General features: G+C 72.9%; 13 protein-coding genes and 2 riboswitches. Of the genes, 7 read left to right on the top strand and 6 right to left on the bottom strand.

The features are described from left to right. Positions 1 to 74: 74 nt before the first annotated feature. The gene (locus PS467_RS06480) at positions 75 to 2,225 is read left to right on the top strand and encodes a DNA polymerase IV (protein ID WP_311034407.1); all 2,151 of its coding nucleotides are present in this window, start codon (positions 75 to 77) and stop codon (positions 2,223 to 2,225) included. Here the strand turns inward: PS467_RS06480 and PS467_RS06475 are convergent. After that, the gene (locus tag PS467_RS06475) at positions 2,215 to 2,544 is read right to left on the bottom strand and encodes a PRC-barrel domain-containing protein (RefSeq protein ID WP_268976853.1); all 330 of its coding nucleotides are present in this window, start codon (positions 2,542 to 2,544) and stop codon (positions 2,215 to 2,217) included. The two genes, PS467_RS06480 and PS467_RS06475, sit on opposite strands and share 11 nt — an antisense overlap. Before the next feature lie 112 nt (positions 2,545 to 2,656). Beyond that, positions 2,657 to 2,754: riboswitch (glycine riboswitch) on the top strand. A 1-nt stretch (position 2,755) separates the two neighbouring features. Then, positions 2,756 to 2,880: riboswitch (glycine riboswitch) on the top strand. A 65-nt stretch (positions 2,881 to 2,945) separates the two neighbouring features. Here PS467_RS06475 and gcvP point away from each other — a divergent pair. Further along, positions 2,946 to 5,861 (top strand): aminomethyl-transferring glycine dehydrogenase, encoded by a 2,916-nt coding sequence (gene gcvP / locus PS467_RS06470; RefSeq protein ID WP_311034406.1) that lies wholly within the window; start codon positions 2,946 to 2,948, stop codon positions 5,859 to 5,861. A 96-nt stretch (positions 5,862 to 5,957) separates the two neighbouring features. On the opposite strand, the gene PS467_RS06465 is transcribed toward gcvP, so the two are convergent. Both PS467_RS06465 and PS467_RS06460 read right to left on the bottom strand, forming a co-directional pair. After that, positions 5,958 to 6,164 carry a DUF5999 family protein gene (locus tag PS467_RS06465; RefSeq protein WP_037964925.1) on the bottom strand — a complete coding sequence of 69 codons (207 nt, stop codon included), beginning with the start codon at positions 6,162 to 6,164 and terminating at the stop codon, positions 5,958 to 5,960. A 263-nt stretch (positions 6,165 to 6,427) separates the two neighbouring features. After that, positions 6,428 to 7,015, bottom strand: a complete 588-nt coding sequence (locus tag PS467_RS06460; protein WP_311034405.1) for a hypothetical protein — start codon at positions 7,013 to 7,015, stop codon at positions 6,428 to 6,430. Positions 7,016 to 7,463: 448 nt separating this feature from the next. Here PS467_RS06460 and PS467_RS06455 point away from each other — a divergent pair, with 448 nt between their 5' ends. After that, on the top strand, positions 7,464 to 8,966 hold the full coding sequence (locus PS467_RS06455) for a glutamate-cysteine ligase family protein (RefSeq protein WP_311034404.1): 1,503 nt from the start codon (positions 7,464 to 7,466) through the stop codon (positions 8,964 to 8,966). 75 nt (positions 8,967 to 9,041) lie between these two features. Further along, positions 9,042 to 9,851, top strand: coding sequence for a CPBP family intramembrane glutamic endopeptidase (locus PS467_RS06450; protein ID WP_311034403.1), 810 nt, complete (start codon positions 9,042 to 9,044; stop codon positions 9,849 to 9,851). A gap of 26 nt (positions 9,852 to 9,877) precedes the next feature. Here PS467_RS06450 and PS467_RS06445 read toward each other — a convergent pair whose 3' ends face one another. Then, a complete protein-coding gene (locus tag PS467_RS06445) occupies positions 9,878 to 10,702 on the bottom strand; it encodes a PhzF family phenazine biosynthesis protein (RefSeq protein ID WP_311034402.1) in 825 nt (274 codons plus the stop codon). A 186-nt stretch (positions 10,703 to 10,888) separates the two neighbouring features. Here PS467_RS06445 and PS467_RS06440 point away from each other — a divergent pair, with 186 nt between their 5' ends. Continuing rightward, a complete protein-coding gene (locus tag PS467_RS06440; RefSeq protein ID WP_311034401.1) occupies positions 10,889 to 11,563 on the top strand; it encodes a PadR family transcriptional regulator in 675 nt (224 codons plus the stop codon). Between the two features lie 139 nt (positions 11,564 to 11,702). On the opposite strand, the gene PS467_RS06435 is transcribed toward PS467_RS06440, so the two are convergent. Beyond that, positions 11,703 to 12,131: a type II toxin-antitoxin system Rv0910 family toxin gene (locus PS467_RS06435; protein ID WP_311034400.1), complete on the bottom strand. Its 429-nt coding sequence runs from the start codon at positions 12,129 to 12,131 to the stop codon at positions 11,703 to 11,705. A gap of 142 nt (positions 12,132 to 12,273) precedes the next feature. Between PS467_RS06435 and PS467_RS06430 the strand changes: the two genes are divergently transcribed. Next, positions 12,274 to 13,257, top strand: coding sequence for an EamA family transporter (locus PS467_RS06430; RefSeq protein ID WP_311034399.1), 984 nt, complete (start codon positions 12,274 to 12,276; stop codon positions 13,255 to 13,257). Positions 13,258 to 13,369: 112 nt separating this feature from the next. Here the strand turns inward: PS467_RS06430 and PS467_RS06425 are convergent, their stop codons facing one another. Continuing rightward, positions 13,370 to 14,071, bottom strand: coding sequence for a pyridoxamine 5'-phosphate oxidase family protein (locus PS467_RS06425; RefSeq protein ID WP_311034398.1), 702 nt, complete (start codon positions 14,069 to 14,071; stop codon positions 13,370 to 13,372). A 36-nt stretch (positions 14,072 to 14,107) separates the two neighbouring features. On the opposite strand from PS467_RS06425, the gene PS467_RS06420 reads away from it, so the two are divergent. Beyond that, positions 14,108 to 15,436 carry an aminotransferase class I/II-fold pyridoxal phosphate-dependent enzyme gene (locus PS467_RS06420; RefSeq protein WP_311034397.1) on the top strand — a complete coding sequence of 443 codons (1,329 nt, stop codon included), beginning with the start codon at positions 14,108 to 14,110 and terminating at the stop codon, positions 15,434 to 15,436. The last annotated feature ends 139 nt before the right edge of the window (positions 15,437 to 15,575 follow it).

Genomic DNA, 15,575 nt, shown 5'->3' with positions numbered 1-15,575 from the left:
CGGTTCTCCCCCAGCTACCGCTGGGAGGTGTCCCGGGCGCCCATTGTCAGTGGTGTGCGGCAGCATCGGTAGATGTGAGGGGTGCGCCGACGATTCTCCATCTGGACATGGACGCCTTCTACGCCTCGGCGGAGCAGGCGGCCAAACCCAGCCTGCGCGGCAAGCCGGTGGTCGTGGGCGGCCTCGGGCCGCGTGGCGTGGTGGCCACGGCCTCCTACGAGGCCCGGGTGTTCGGGGTGCACTCGGCCATGGCGATGGCCCAGGCCCGCCGTCTGTGCCCGAACGCGGCGTTCCTCATCCCCCGCTTCACCCTCTACCGGCAGGTGAGCGATCAGGTCATGGCCCTGCTGCACACCCTCTCGCCGCTGGTGGAGCCGCTGAGCCTGGACGAGGCATTCGTCGACCTGGAGGCGGGCGGCACCGAGCCCACCGCGGAGGCGGCGCGCGCTGTGGGGGAGCGGCTGCGGGCCGACATCAGGGCGGTCACCGGGCTGACCGGGTCGGTGGGGCTCGCCGGATCGAAGATGCTCGCCAAGATCGCTTCGGAGCAGGCCAAGCCCGATGGTCTGACGGTCATCGAGCCGGGGACGGAGCGCGATCTGCTCGGCCCCATGTCGGTGCGGACGCTCCCGGGCGTTGGCCCCGCCACGGCCGAGGCGCTGCGCCGGGCCGGGATCCACACCGTGGCCGAGACGCGGGAGGCGGGCGAGGCCGAGCTGGTGCGGCTGCTGGGCCGGGCCCACGGCGCATCGCTGTTCCTGATGGCCAACGGCCGGGACGAGCGGCCCGTCGTCGCCGAGCGGGACGCCAAGTCCATCTCGGTGGAGGACACCTTCGACGTCGACCTCACCGACCGCACCCGGGTGCAGCTGGAGATCGCCCGGCTCGCCGACCGCTGTGTCCGGCGGCTGCGCGAGGCGGGCCGCTCGGGCCGGACAGTCGTGATCAAGGTGCGGCGGTACGACTTCTCCACGCTGACCCGTTCGGAGACCCTGCGCGGGCCGACCGACGATCCGAGCGTGGTGCGGGAGGCCGCGGCGCGGCTGATCGACGGGGTGGACACCACGGCGGGTGTGCGGCTGCTGGGGGTGGGGGTCAGCGGTCTGGCGGACTACACCCAGGAGGATCTCTTCGCGCAGGCTGCCCAGGCCGCTCACGAGGCGCTGGAGGACGCGCGGCGCGGACCGGGTCCCGAAATACCGGAGCCCGTGGAAGCGGGCGCGGGAGAGGCTCATGAGGGCGCCGGGAAACCACGGCGCTGGCTGCCGGGCTCCGATGTGCGGCACGCCGAGTACGGGGCGGGCTGGGTGCAGGGGAGCGGGGTGGGCCGGGTGACCGTGCGCTTCGAGGAGCCGTGGTCGAGGCCGGGGCGGGTACGGACGTTCGCCGTGGACGACCCGGCACTGGAGCCGGCCGACCCACTGCCACTCCAACACCCGGCCGAGGCCACCGTGGGCCCGGACGAGACCGCGGGCCGGGGCGGGTCCGTGGATGCGGCGGAGGTCGCGGGCCGGGGCGAGACTGCCGGGTCTGGGGGCGGCGGTCCGGCCGGATCTGTGGGCCCGACTGGGCCCGTGGAATCGGGAGAGCCCGGCCGGGGCAGGACCTTGGGGCCGGCGGAGGTCGCGGGCCGAGACGGGGTCGTGGAGGCGGCGGACGCTGCGGGCCGGGAGGAGGTCCCGGGTCGGGGCGGGTCCGTGGATGCGGCGGAGGTCGCGGGCCGGGAGGAGGCTGTCGGCTTTGGGAGCGGCGGTCTGGACGAGGGCGTGGGCCCGGTCGGCTCCGCTGAACTGGGGGAGGCTGCGGGCCGGGGCAGGGGCGTCGGTCCTGGGGTCAGCGGTCCGGTCGGGTCTGTAGGTCCGGACGAGGTCGCGGGCCGGGGCCGGGGCGGGACCTTGGGTCCGGCGGAGGTCGTGCGCCGGGGAAAGCCCGCAGACCCTGGGGAGGCTGCGGGCCGGGGCGGCACTGTCGGTCCTGGGGTCGGAGGTCCGGTCGGGTCCGTGGGCCCGGACGAGATCGCGGGCCGGGGCGGGTCCGTGGATGCGGCGGAGGTCGCGGGCCGGGGCGAGACTGCCGGGTCTGGGGGCGGCGGTCTGGATGGGTCCGTGGGCCCGGACGAGGTCGCGGGCCGGGGTGGGGGCGTCTTCGGGTCGGGGCATGGTGGGGCCGGCTCGGCGGGTCCGGGCCCCGTGGCGGGCGCCGGCAGGGGTGGGGTCAGCCGGTGACGTCCAGTCCGTAGTGGTGGTAGAGCTGTAGCTCCTGCTCGGGGGAGAGATGACGGCCGACCCCGAAGTCCGGGGCGTCCTTGATCAGCGCCCGGTCGTACGGCACCCGCAGGGTTTCGCCGACGACCTCGCTCGGTTCGAGTGGCACGAAGACGTCCCGGCTGAACAGTCCGGTGCGTACCGCCGCCCATTCGGGCTCGCCGGTCGCGTCGTCGAGATAGACCTCGTCCACGGTGCCGATCTTGGCGCCCTCGCGGTCGAATGCCTTGCGGCCGATCAGGGTCCGCGGGTCGATATCGGTCTGCACGCTCTCTCCCACAGGTGGCAAGTGGCCGTTGCTACCTACCAAAGGACACATCGTCGCACTCGGCCACTCGAACGCCCGTGACCCGCGCCCGTGGCAGAACCGCTGGTACGCTGACGGTGGCTGCAGACCCCGTGCGGGAGAGTCCTCCGCCGACGCTGTCGGAGGCGCCGAAGGAGCAAACCCTCCCCGGAATCTCTCAGGCACACGTACCGTGCGGGTGAGGTCACTCTGGAAAGCAGGGTGGGCCACGGGCGAGCAGAGCTCCGGAACCCCTCCTCACCGACGGTGAAAACCGGTCAGGCGGTATGTGGGCCGGTGAAGCTCTCAGGTTGAGATGACAGAGGGGGAGGCCGTCCGGGCACCTACGCCGTGGTGCCCCTCGCCGGTCGTCACAGACCAGGAGGCCCCCGCAGATGACCGCCAATCGCATCGCTCTCTCCGACCTGGAACGCGGTACTCCGTTCGAGCAGCGCCATATCGGCCCCGACGGCGAGGCGCAGGCCAAGATGCTCGCCCAGGTCGGTTTCGGCTCGTTGGACGAGCTCACCGAGGCCGCCGTACCGGACGTGATAAAGAGCGCCGAGGCGCTGGGTGCCCTGCCCCCGGCCCGCAGCGAGCCGGAGGTCCTCGCCGAGCTGCGCGGACTCGCCGACCGCAACCAGGTGCTGCCGTCGATGATCGGCCTCGGCTACTACGGCACCTTCACCCCGCCGGTGATCCTGCGCAATGTGCTGGAGAACCCCGCCTGGTACACCGCGTACACGCCCTACCAGCCGGAGATCTCCCAGGGCCGGCTGGAGGCCCTGCTCAACTTCCAGACCGTCGTCGCCGATCTGACCGGGCTGCCCACCGCCGGTGCCTCGCTGCTGGACGAGGCCACCGCGGCCGCCGAGGCCATGGCGCTGTCACGGCGCGTCGGCAAGGGCAAGGAGGGCGTCTTCCTGGTCGACGCCGACTGTCTGCCGCAGACCATCGCGGTCATCCGGACCCGCGCCGAGCCGACCGGTGTCGAGGTCGTCGTCGCCGACCTGGCCGAGGGCATCCCGGACGAGATCGCCGAGCGCGGGGTCTTCGGCGTGCTGGTGCAGTACCCGGGCGCCTCCGGCGCGGTGCGCGATCCGCGCCCGGTCATCGAGCGCGCCCATGAGCTCGGCGCCGTCGTCACCGTCGCCGCCGATCTGCTCGCGCTCACCCTGCTCACCTCGCCCGGCGAGCTGGGCGCGGACATCGCGGTCGGCAGCAGCCAGCGGTTCGGCGTCCCGATGGGCTTCGGCGGACCGCACGCCGGCTTCATGGCGGTGCGCGACACCTACGCCCGTAACCTTCCCGGCCGCCTGGTCGGGGTCTCCGTGGACGCCGACGGCGACAAGGCGTACCGGCTGGCGCTGCAGACCCGGGAGCAGCACATCCGCCGGGAGAAGGCCACCAGCAACATCTGCACCGCGCAGGTGCTGCTGGCCGTGATGGCCGGGATGTACGCCGTCTACCACGGCCCGGAGGGGCTCGCGGCGATCGCCCGTCGCACCCACCGCTACGCCTCCGTGCTCGCCGAGGGGCTGCGGGCCCGCGGGGTCGAGGTGGTGCACGAGGCGTTCTTCGACACCCTCACCGCACGGGTGCCGGGCCGGGCCGCCGAGGTCGTGGCCGCGGCCCGTGAGGCCGGGGTCAATCTGCGGCTGACCGACGCCGACCACGTCGGCATCGCCTGTGACGAGACGACCGGGCGGGCGCAGCTGTCCGCCGTATGGTGCGCCTTCGGGACGGACGGCCAAGGCGACGGCGCTCCGGGGCTCCCCGACATCGACGAACTGGACGCCTCGGCGTCCGACGCGCTGCCCGCGGCCCTGCTGCGCCGGGACGGCTATCTGACCCATCCGGTCTTCCACCAGCACCGCTCCGAAACCGCGATGCTGCGCTATCTGCGGGGCCTGGCCGACCGGGACTACGCTCTGGACCGGGGCATGATCCCGCTCGGCTCCTGCACCATGAAGCTCAACGCCACCACCGAGATGGAGCCGATCACCTGGCCCGAGTTCGGCGCGCTGCACCCCTTCGCACCGGCCGAGCAGGCCCGGGGCTATCTGACCCTGGTCCGTGAGCTGGAGGAGCGGCTGGCCGAGGTCACCGGCTACGACAAGGTCTCCCTCCAGCCGAACGCCGGATCGCAGGGCGAGCTGGCCGGACTGCTGGCGGTGCGCGCCTACCACCGGGCCAATGGGGACACCCAGCGCACCATCTGCCTGATCCCGTCCTCCGCGCACGGCACCAACGCCGCCAGCGCCGTGATGGCCGGGATGAAGGTCGTCGTGGTGAAAACCGGCGAGGACGGCGAGATCGACGCCGACGATCTGCGCGCCAAGATCGAGAAGCACGGTGCGGAACTGGCCGTGCTGATGGTCACCTACCCGTCCACCCACGGGGTGTTCGAGGAGCACATCACCGAGATCTGCGCCGCCGTGCACGACGCGGGCGGGCAGGTCTACGTGGACGGCGCCAACCTCAACGCGCTGGTCGGGCTCGCCGAGCCGGGCCGGTTCGGCGGCGATGTCTCGCACCTGAACCTGCACAAGACCTTCTGCATCCCGCACGGCGGGGGCGGCCCCGGCGTCGGACCGGTCGCGGTGCGCGAGCACCTGGCGCCCTACCTCCCCAACCATCCGCTACAGCCCGCCGCCGGCCCGGCCACCGGCGTCGGCCCCGTCTCGGCCGCGCCGTGGGGCTCGGCGGGCATCCTGCCGATCTCCTGGGCGTACATCCGGCTGATGGGCGCCGAGGGGCTGCGGCACGCGACCCAGGTCGCGGTGCTCGGCGCCAACTACATCGCCAAGCGGCTCGAACCGCACTACCCGGTGCTCTACACCGGTCCCGGCGGGCTGGTGGCCCATGAGTGCATCGTGGATCTGCGCCCGCTGACGAAGGCCACCGGGGTGACCGTCGACGATGTGGCCAAGCGCCTGATCGACTACGGCTTCCACGCCCCGACGATGTCGTTCCCGGTCGCCGGGACGCTGATGATCGAGCCGACGGAGAGCGAGGACCTGGCGGAGCTGGACCGGTTCTGCCAGGCGATGATCGCCATCCGGGCCGAGATCGAGAAGGTCGCCTCGGGCGAGTGGACCAAGGAGGACAATCCGCTCCGGAACGCCCCGCATACGGCGGCGTCGCTGACCGGGGAGTGGAACCACCCCTACTCCCGGGAGGAAGCGGTCTTCCCGGCCGGGGTGTCGGCGGCCGGCAAGTACTGGCCGCCGGTGCGGCGGATCGACGGGGCCTACGGGGACCGCAACCTCGTCTGCTCCTGCCCGCCCCTGGAGTCCTACGAGGGCTGAGGGGCATCCCCCGGCGAGGCGAAGACGCGTCAGTGGGGCCGGTTCGGCGATGCGCCGGGCCGGCCCCTGGTGTGGTACGTGCCGCCGAGGCGGCCGTCAGGCCGCGGTGACGACGTGCTCGGAACCCAGCGGCCGGCACGGTGCGATGACGCGCCCGTCCGGCAACAGCTCACCGGTGTCCTCGAAGAGCAGGACACCGTTGCACAGCAGGCTCCATCCCTGCTCCGGGTGGTGCGCCACCAGATGCGCGGCCTCCCGGTCGGCGGAGTCGGCTGATGGGCAGGGTGGTTGGTGCTGGCACATGGCAGGGTTCTTTCGCTGCGGAGTGGTGAATGTCCTGCGGCTCGTCGCGGCGTTCATGGCCGCCCCCCGTGGTTGAGTCGGTCGATTGCTCCAGTGTTGCCCCGCGGGCTGGATTCCGCAGGGATTTCGCGGTACCGGTCTCGCTAGATAATGACGCATCAGCCGCGTGGACGGTTCACCGCTGCCGGACTGTTACGAGGATGCGTCGGAGCGCCCCGTGACCCGGCGGTCACGGGGCGCTCCTGCCCTGTTCACAGCGCAGGTCAGGCGGGTGAGCCAAGCAAGGGGGCCGGGGTCAGCCGGTGGGTGAGGACAGGCAGCAGGTCGGTCGCGCGATGCGCCCGGTGGGGCGCGATGCCGGGTGGGGCCGGGGCGAGCGGCACCAGCAGGTCCCCGGCGCCCAGGCCGCCTTCGGCGCCGTCCGCCGTCAGGTCGCCGTGCAGCCAGAGCGTGACCATGTAGAGCTCGGGGATGGACAGCAGCCGGGGCTGGTACGCCGAGGGCAGTGACTCGGCCTGGTGCAGGGCGAGTTCGGCCGAGCGGACGTAGGGGCCCTCGGAGAAGTGGGAGAAGGCCCAGCCGTCGGCGGTGAGCATCGCCTCGGCGGCGGCCACCGTGCGGTCGCCGTCGCGGATCAGGAAGCGCCAGCCGGTGAGCCGGGTGCGTGGCGGGCCGTCGGGGGTGGTGATGTCGTCCAGGACGTGGACGGGGAGCGGGCGTTCGGGTTCGAAGGGGCCGGTGAGCGTGGAGAGTGCGGGGGTGCGGGCCTCGCGGACGGCGGTGGGGGAGTCAAGGGCCGTGAGGACGCTGCGCAGGGCGGCCGCGGGGGCCTGGGGAACATGCAGCGGCATGGTGGGTCTGCCTCTCGCTGGGGAGACACGGTGAAGCGATAGCGGGCCGGGTTTGGGCGGCGCTGTCGGTGGAACACGGGTCAGAGGGGAGCCGGAACAAACCGTTCGGGCGTTATCTCTCTGCCTCGTTAGCCGAGTTTATACGACAAGTGTTCCCGTTGTGTTTCATCTAGCTGTGGCCGATATTGCCGACAAGAGGTTATCCGGACCCCGGAAGGGCGGGGATTTTCCCCGATTCCGTGCCAGATGAACTGATATGACCTGGCATTTTGTGGCCCGCGCGGTAGGCTGGATCTCGCTGGTCCATTTCTCCGGCGCAATGCACAGTTCCTGAGAGCCTACCGGCTGGGTGGGGATCGCGGGGCGTTATCGATCACATTGGTGGGCATCATCGTGCGTGGTGTACACGCGGCCGGCACCGATGATCCACTCGAGGAGGGACGCTTCGATGGGGGAGAAGCTCATAGCCGGTGAGTTCGACCCGTCCGGGCGGCGGCGGCAGCGCGTCCGGTTGCGGCAGTGCCTCGACGGGCTGGGCCGGCTCCTGGCCGACAAGCGCTTCGACCGCCCGCAGAATCTGATGGGGCTGGAGATCGAGCTGAATCTGGCCGGGCCCGACGGGCTGCCGAGGATGATGAACGCGGAGGTTCTGGAGCGCATCGGGAGTCATGATTTCCAGACCGAACTCGGGCAGTGCAATCTTGAAGTAAACATCGTGCCCCACCGTTTGCGCGGAAGCGTTCTCGACCAGCTGTCGGAAGAGCTCCGAACCGCTTTGTCATATGCCGATCGCAAGGCGCGGGAAGTGTCCGCCGAGATCGTGATGATCGGAATTCTTCCCACCCTCACCGCGAGCGACCTGGGATCCGCGAACCTCTCCTATGACGACCGTTACAAACTCCTCAACGAGCAGATGCTGGCCGCCCGCGGCGAGGATTTCCTCATCGACATCGAGGGCCGGGAGCGATTCGGCTACGCCAGCGCCTCCATCGCCCCCGAGGCGGCCTGCACCTCCGTGCAGCTCCATCTCCAGGTCACCCCGGGACGCTTCGCGGACGCGTGGAACGCGGCGCAGGCGGTGGCCGCCGTGCAGATCGCGGTCGGCGCCAACTCTCCCTTCGTCTTCGGCCATGAGGTGTGGCGGGAATCCCGGCCGCCGCTGTTCCTCCAGGCCACCGATGTGCGCCCGCCGGAGATCGCCGCCCAGGGGGTGCGGCCGCGCACCTGGTTCGGCGAGCGCTGGATCGGGTCCGCCTACGAGCTGTTCGAGGAGAATCTGCGCTACTTCCCGCCCCTGCTCTCCAGCGGCCAGGACGAGGACCCGCTGCGGGTGCTGGACGCCGGCGGAGTGCCCGAGCTCCAGGAACTGGCGCTGCACAACGGCACCATCTACCGCTGGAACCGGCCCGTCTACGACGTGGTGGACGGCGTGCCGCATCTGCGGGTGGAGAACCGCGTGCTGCCGGCCGGACCCACCGTCACCGATGTCATCGCCAACGCCGCCTTCTACTACGGACTGGTCAGGGCGCTGGCCGAGGAGCCCCGCCCGGTGTGGAGCCGGCTGCCGTTCGCGGCCGCCGCCGCCAACTTCGACGCCGCCTGCCGGCACGGCATCGACGCGGTCCTGCAATGGCCCAAATCCGGCCGGTCGGCGTCGCTGGCGCGCACCTCGGCCGTACGGCTGGTCCGCGAGGAGCTGCTGCCGCTGGCCGCCTCCGGGCTCGACGGGTGGGGTGTGGAGCCGGCCGACCGCGACCGCTACCTCGGGGTGATCGAGGAGCGCTGCAAGCTGCGGGTCAACGGCGCGTCCTGGCAGGCGGCCGCCTACCACCAGGCGCTGGACGGCGGGCTCGACCGGGACGCCGCGCTCGCGGCCATGACCCGCCGCTACTGCGCCCTGATGCGCACCGACGCACCGGTGCACACCTGGCCCACCGATCTCTCCGGGTGACCGCCGCATCCCGGAGCACGACCCCGTATTGTCCGGTGAGCGGGGCGGGTGCACCGATGAGGCGGACAAACGGAAGTGGGGACAGGAGTGCGGTCACAGGCGCGGGGCGCGGACGCCCTGGTCGAGGACGGGCTCTCGCGGCGGACGCTGCGCAATGAGACGCTGCTCGTGCTGGCGCTGTCCCTGGGCGCGAACGCGCTCTCCGCGCTGATCAGCTTCATCGGCTCGGTGACCAGACCGGGCGGGCTGAAGGACCAGGCGGCCACGCTCAACTCCTCGGCGGCGCCGGGACGGCCCTGGCTGGACCTGGCCTGGCAGCTGTTCGGGATCGCGACCGCGCTGGTGCCGGTCGCGCTCGTCGCCCATCTGCTGCTGCGCGAGGGCGCCGGGCTGCGGGTGATCGGCTTCGACCGCGCCCGGCCGCGCTTCGACCTGGTGTGGGGCGCCGCGATCGCGGCCGGGATAGGCGGCACCGGGCTGCTGCTGTACCTGGGGGCGCGGGCGGCCGGGGGCAACCTCACGGTGGTGCCCGAGTCGCTGCCCGACGTGTGGTGGAAGATCCCCGTGCTGATCGCCTCCGCCGTACAGAACGCGGTGCTGGAGGAGGTGATCGTGGTCGGCTATCTGCTGCGCAGGCTCGGGCAGTTGGGCTGGACCCCGATGGCCGCGCTGCTGGCCAGCTCGGTGCTGCGCGGCTCGTACCACCTCTACCAGGGGATCGGCGGCTTCTTCGGCAATCTGGCGATGGGCGTGATCTTCGTGCTGCTCTACCGCCGCTGGGGGCGGGTCGGGCCGCTGGTCGCCGCCCACTCGCTGATCGACATCGTGGCCTTCGTCGGCTACGCCCTGCTGGCGGGCCGGGTGGACTGGCTGCCCACGGCCTGACCGGCCGTCCGCCCGGCCCGCGGGACTCAGGCCAGCAGTTCGCCGTCGATCACGGTGACGGCGCTCCCCGTCAGCAGCGTACGGTCGCCGCGCAGCGCGGTGCGGACCAGGCCGGTGCGCGCGGACACCTGTAGTCCGGTCAGCTCGTCGCGGCCGAACCGGGCCGACCAGTAGGGCGCGAGCACGGTGTGCGCGCTGCCGGTGACCGGGTCCTCGTCGATGCCGACGGCCGGGGCGAACATCCGCGAGACGAAGTCGTAGCCACCCGCCGGGTCCTCGGCGGCGGCAGTCACGATGACACCTCGGTGGCCGAGCCGCTTCAGTGCGGCGAGGTCCGGGGTCAGGGCGCGCACGGTCTTCTCGTCGGCCAGCTCGAGCAACAGGTCGTCGACGTACGGACCGGCCTCGTACGCGGAGACGATCTCGGCGCCGAGTGCCGTGGCGACCTCGGCCGTTTTCCGGGGCACGGCCGACTCGGTCAGTGCGGCCGTGGGGAAGTCCAGAGTGATCGCGCCGTCGTCGCCGATCGTCGCCGACAGCACCCCGCTGAGGGTGGCGAAGCGGACCGTGCCGGTCGCGGCTCCGGTGGTCCGCAGAACATGGGCGGTGGCCAGCGTGGCGTGGCCGCACAGGGCCACCTCGGTGGCCGGGGTGAACCAGCGCAGTGCCCAGTCGGCCTCCGCGGCCTGGGGGAGCGGGTGGGCGAAAGCCGTTTCGGCGAGATTGACCTCGGCGGCGACCCGCTGGAGCCAGTCGTCGTCCGGGAAGGCGTCGGTGTCGAGGAGGACGACCCCGGCCGGGTTGCCGGCGAAGGGGCGCTCGGTGAAGGCGTCGACGATTCGTATCCGCATAGCGCGACCGTAGGCGGCGGGTGGCGGGGGAGCCATGGCCAATCGTCCGCACGTGGCTCTCACCGGGGTCGTCAGCGTGGTTCTCAGCGTGGTGGTCGTTGGAGGTTGTCGTTGGGGTTGTTCTTCGATCGGTTCCGATATATCGTTGAGTTGTCGTGATGGATCGAAGAAGAAAGGAGCGTCACGATGCGTTCCCATGGACACGGACATGAGCATGTCGGACCCGGTCACCATGGCCGGGGTGGTGACGGTGAGCGGCGGCGAGCGGCCTTCGGCCCGTTCGGCCCCGGTTTCGGCGGGCCGCCCTTCGGTGGGCCCCCGTTCGGCGGCCGGGGTCCCGGTGGGCGTGGCCCCGGCGGGCCCGGCGGCCGGGGGGTGCGCGGGCGGGCGCGGCGCGGCGATGTGCGCGCGTCGATCCTGGCCCTGCTGAAGGACCGCCCGATGCACGGCTACGAGATGATCCAGGAGATCGCCGAGCGCAGTGGAGGGGCCTGGCGGCCCAGCCCCGGCTCGGTGTATCCCACGCTTCAGCTGCTCGAGGACGAGGGGCTGATCCGCAGCGAGAGCGAGGGCGGCAAGAAGCTGTTCGCGCTCACCGACCCCGGCCGCGCCGAGGCCGAGGCGGGACCCGCGGCCCCGTGGGAGGAGGCCGGGCGCGGTGTCGACTGGGAGGCCATGCAGGAGGTCCGCCAGGCGGGCTTCGGGCTGATGGAGGCGTTCTCCCAGGTCTGGCGCACCGGCAGCGCGGAGCAGCGGCGGAAGGCCGTCTCCGTCATCAATGAGTCGCGCAAGCGGCTGTATCTCATCCTCGCCGAGCAGGACGAGGAGAAGGGCGGCACCGAGCGGGGCGGCGAGAGCTGAGCCCGAGCGGACGGGGGTACGGCCGCGCGGGGGCGGCGGAGCGGTGCGCGGCGCGCTTCTGGCGGATCTCGGCGGTGAGCGGGTCCTGACCGACCGGGGCGCCGAGCGGGTCCTAAACGACCAGGGTGGCGAGCGGGTCCTAGCCGACCAGGGCGCCGAGCTTGCGCAGCGACTCGCCCAGCGCGCTGGTCGCCGAGTCCTTCAGCTTCCCGGCCATCAGCGAGATCGCCGCCCCCGTGAACTCCCCGTCGACGCGCACCGTCGTGCCGCCGTCGTCCGGTGTGAGCGAGTAGCGCATGGCGAGGTTCACGCCCATCGGGCCCTTGCCCCGGGTGACCAGCAGCCGGGCGGGTTCGCACTCCTCGACGGTCCAGGTCACCTCGGCCGGAAAGCCCATCAGTTTCATGTTCTCCTGATAGGTCGCCGCCACGTCCAAGGTGGCCGGGCCGCCCTGCGGAAAGCTGGTGTGGGTGGCGTTCCACTCGCCGTACGTGGTGAAGTCCGTCAGCCGGGCCCAGACCTTCTCGGCTGGTGCCTCGATGTGTGTCTGCGCGCTGACCTCGGCCATGGGGGAGTCCCTTCCGCGCGTCCTGGGCGGTGTGTGGTGCGACGGTGCCGGGCACCGTAGCCCCGGGGACTCGAACATGCAATGCTGACGGCCCGTCAGCTCTGCCGTGCCCGTCCGTGACGTGAGCTGACATGATGGCCCGGTGCACGTATCCGGAGCCCACTCACAGCAAAGGAACGCCGGCCTGGGACTCGCCCTGCTGTCGGCGCTCGCGTTCGGCGGATCGGGTGTCGCCGCCAAACCACTGATCGAGGCGGGGCTGGCGCCGCTCGAGGTCACCTGGCTGCGGGTGACGGGAGCGGCCCTGGTCCTGCTGCCCCTGGCCTGGCGCCACCGCCGGCTGCTCACCCGCCGCCCCGGACTGCTGGTGGGGTTCGGGCTGCTGGCCGTCGCGGGGGTGCAGGCGTGCTACTTCGCGGCGCTCTCCCGGATTCCTGTCGGCGTCGCCCTGCTCGTCGAATACCTCGCGCCCGCGCTGGTGCTGGGGTGGGTGCGGTTCGTCCAGCGCCGGCCGGTGAGCCGGGCCGCGGCGGCCGGTGTCGTGCTGGCCGTCGGCGGGCTCGCCTGTGTGGTGGAGGTGTGGTCCGGACTGGGCTTCGACCCCCTCGGACTGCTGCTGGCCTTCGGCGCGGCCTTCTGCCAGACCGGCTACTTCGTCCTCTCCGACCACGGCAGCGACGGCCAGGACGCGGCGGACCCGCTCGGCGTCATCGCGTACGGGCTGCTGATCGGAGCCGTGGCGCTGACCGTGGTCGGCCGCCCCTGGCGCATGGACTGGTCGGTTCTCACCGGCCGTGCCGACCTGGCGGACGCCCGCGTTCCCGCCGTGCTGCTGCTCGGCTGGATCGTGCTGGCGGCGACGGTGGTCGCGTATCTCACCGGGGTGCTGTCGGTGCGCCGACTCTCCCCGCAGGTGGCCGGGGTGGTCGCCTGTCTGGAGGCGGTCGTCGCGACCGTTCTGGCGTGGGTCCTGCTGGCTGAACACCTGGGCGTGGCGCAGGTCGTCGGCGGTGTGGTGGTGCTGGCCGGCGCCCTGATCGCCCAGACCTCCACCCCGAAGGCCGCCGCGGCCGAGCCGGTGGCGGGCTCGGTTCCGGCGGAACGGGAGGTCTCGGCGGGAGGATGACCGCCCTACGGGCCTCGCGCCGCCCCGCCGCCCTACGGGCCTCGCGCCGCCCCGCCGTCCCGCGCTGCCCCGCCGCCCTCCGGATCATGTACGGAGGGCGGCGGGGCGCCGGTCAGAGCCGGGTGAGGTAGGCGGGCACCGGCGTGTCGGGCGCCAGGTCGTCGGCGGGGACCGGCGCGCCGTAGCCGCGGGCGACGGGCACCACGCCGCTCCAGTGGGGGAGCCCCAGATCCTCGGCGTCGTCGTTGGGCCCGCCGGTGCGGATCTTCGCGGAGACCTCCTCGAGGTCCAGGCGCAGCACGGCGGTGGCGGCCAGCTCCTTGGCGTTGGCGGGGCGGGAGTCGGCGGCCCGGCCTGGCACCACCTGGTCCACCAGGGCGTCCAGCGCGGTGCCGCGCTCGGCCGGGTCGGTCACCGGGCGGGCGGTGCCGTGCACCACCACCGAGCGGTAGTTGAGGGAGTGGTGGAACGCCGAGCGGGCCAGGACCAGCCCGTCGACATGGGTGACGGTCAGGCACACCTGCAGCCCCGGCTCCTCGGCGCCCGCCCCGTTCGCCATGCGCAGCGGACGCGCCCCCGTCGAGCCGTGGACGTACAGCCGCTCCCCGACCCGGCCGTAGAGGGTCGGCAGGACGACGGGGGCGCCATCACGTAGGAAGCCCAGGTGGCAGACGTAGCCCTCGTCGAGGATCGCGTGCACCAGCTCCCGGTCGTACGAGGCGCGTTCGCGGGCGCGGGTCGGCACGGTCCGGTCGGTCGGGGTGTAGGCGTTGTCGGGCGCGGTGGTCGCGGCGGTGGCGTCCGGGGCGGGCATTTGCGTCCTCCATTGCACTAGTGCAAAATAGCGTTTGTGCTAGGAGATTATCCGATCGCAGGTCGTCGCGCAGCCGATATCGCGGCCAGTGTGGAGCGCGCGGTCGGCGCCGGTGAGCTGTCGCCGGGCCAACCGCTGCCGCCCCTGCGGGAGGTGGCCGAACGGCTGGGCGTGAATCCCAATACGGTCGCGGCCGCCTACCGCGTGCTGCGCGAACGGGGCGTGATCGAGACGGCGGGGCGCCGGGGCAGCCGGGTGCGCGCCCGCCCCGCCAGCACGCCCCGCGAGTGGATCGGCGTCGACGCCACCGGCGCGCGCGACCTGTCGAGCGGCAACCCCGACCCCGCGCTGCTGCCCCCGCTCGGCGCGCCGCTGGCGGCGGCCGCGGCCCGCGCGGCGGAGCGCCCGACGCTGTACGGCGCGCCGGACCTCGTCCCCGAGCTGGCCGAACTCGCCCGCGCCGCGCTCGACGCGGACGGGGTGCCGGCCGGGCCCGTCGCCGTCACCTCCGGCTCGCTCGACGCGATCGAGCGGGTGCTGGCCGCGCATCTGCGGCCCGGTGACGCGGTCGCGGTGGAGGACCCCGGCTGGGGCAGTCTGCTCGACCTGATCCCGGCGCTCGGCCTGCGCGCCGTCCCGGTCGGGGTCGACGACGACGGGCCGCTGCCCGAGCGGGTGGAGCAGGCGCTGGTCCGGGGGGCGCGGGCGCTGGTGGTCACCGACCGGGCGCAGAACCCGACGGGCGCGGCGGTCGGCGAGACCCGCGCCCGGGAGCTGCGGGCCGTGCTGGCCGGCCATCCGGCCGTGCTGCTGATCGAGGACGACCACGGGCACGGCATCGTGGACGTGCCCCTGCGCCCCCTGGCCGGTGCCACCGACCACTGGGCGCTGGTCCGCTCCACCGCCAAGGCGTACGGCCCCGATCTGCGGCTCGCGGTGCTCACCGGCGACCCCGTCACCCTGGACCGGGTGCGCGGCCGCCAGCGGCTGGGGCCGGGCTGGGTGAGCCATCTGCTGCAACACGCGGTGGCCTGGATGTGGCGGACGGGCGCGGTGGACGCGGCGGCGGTGGCGGCGTCGTACGGCGCGCGGCGCGCGGCGCTGGTGCGGGCGCTGCGCGAGCGGGGGATCGCCGCGCACGGGCACAGCGGGATGAACGTGTGGGTGCCGGTCCCGGACGAGACCGGCGCGGTCGCCCGGCTGCTGGCGGCGGGCTGGGCGACCGCCCCCGGGGCGCGCTTCCGGGTGGCCTCGCCGCCCGGGGTACGGCTGACGGTCTCACCGCTGGCCGCCGACGAGATCGAGGCGGTCGCCGACGCGGTGGCCGCGGCGACGGGCGCGACGGTGGCCGGGCGGCTCGACTAGGGCCTGTCGTCACGGCTCGACCAGGGCCTGTCGTCACCTTCCCGTCGTCGCCCGAAGGGCGGCCCCGCGGCGTCCGGGCAGGGGGCGCACCTCCCGGCGGTGGCCGGGGGCGCCGTGCTCAGGCGTCGCGGGGCCGCGA

The organism is Streptomyces luomodiensis (assembly GCF_031679605.1).
Taxonomy (GTDB): domain Bacteria; phylum Actinomycetota; class Actinomycetes; order Streptomycetales; family Streptomycetaceae; genus Streptomyces; species Streptomyces luomodiensis.
Note: the sequence above shows the minus strand (reverse complement) of the source record. Positions and strands in the feature narration are given on the sequence as shown.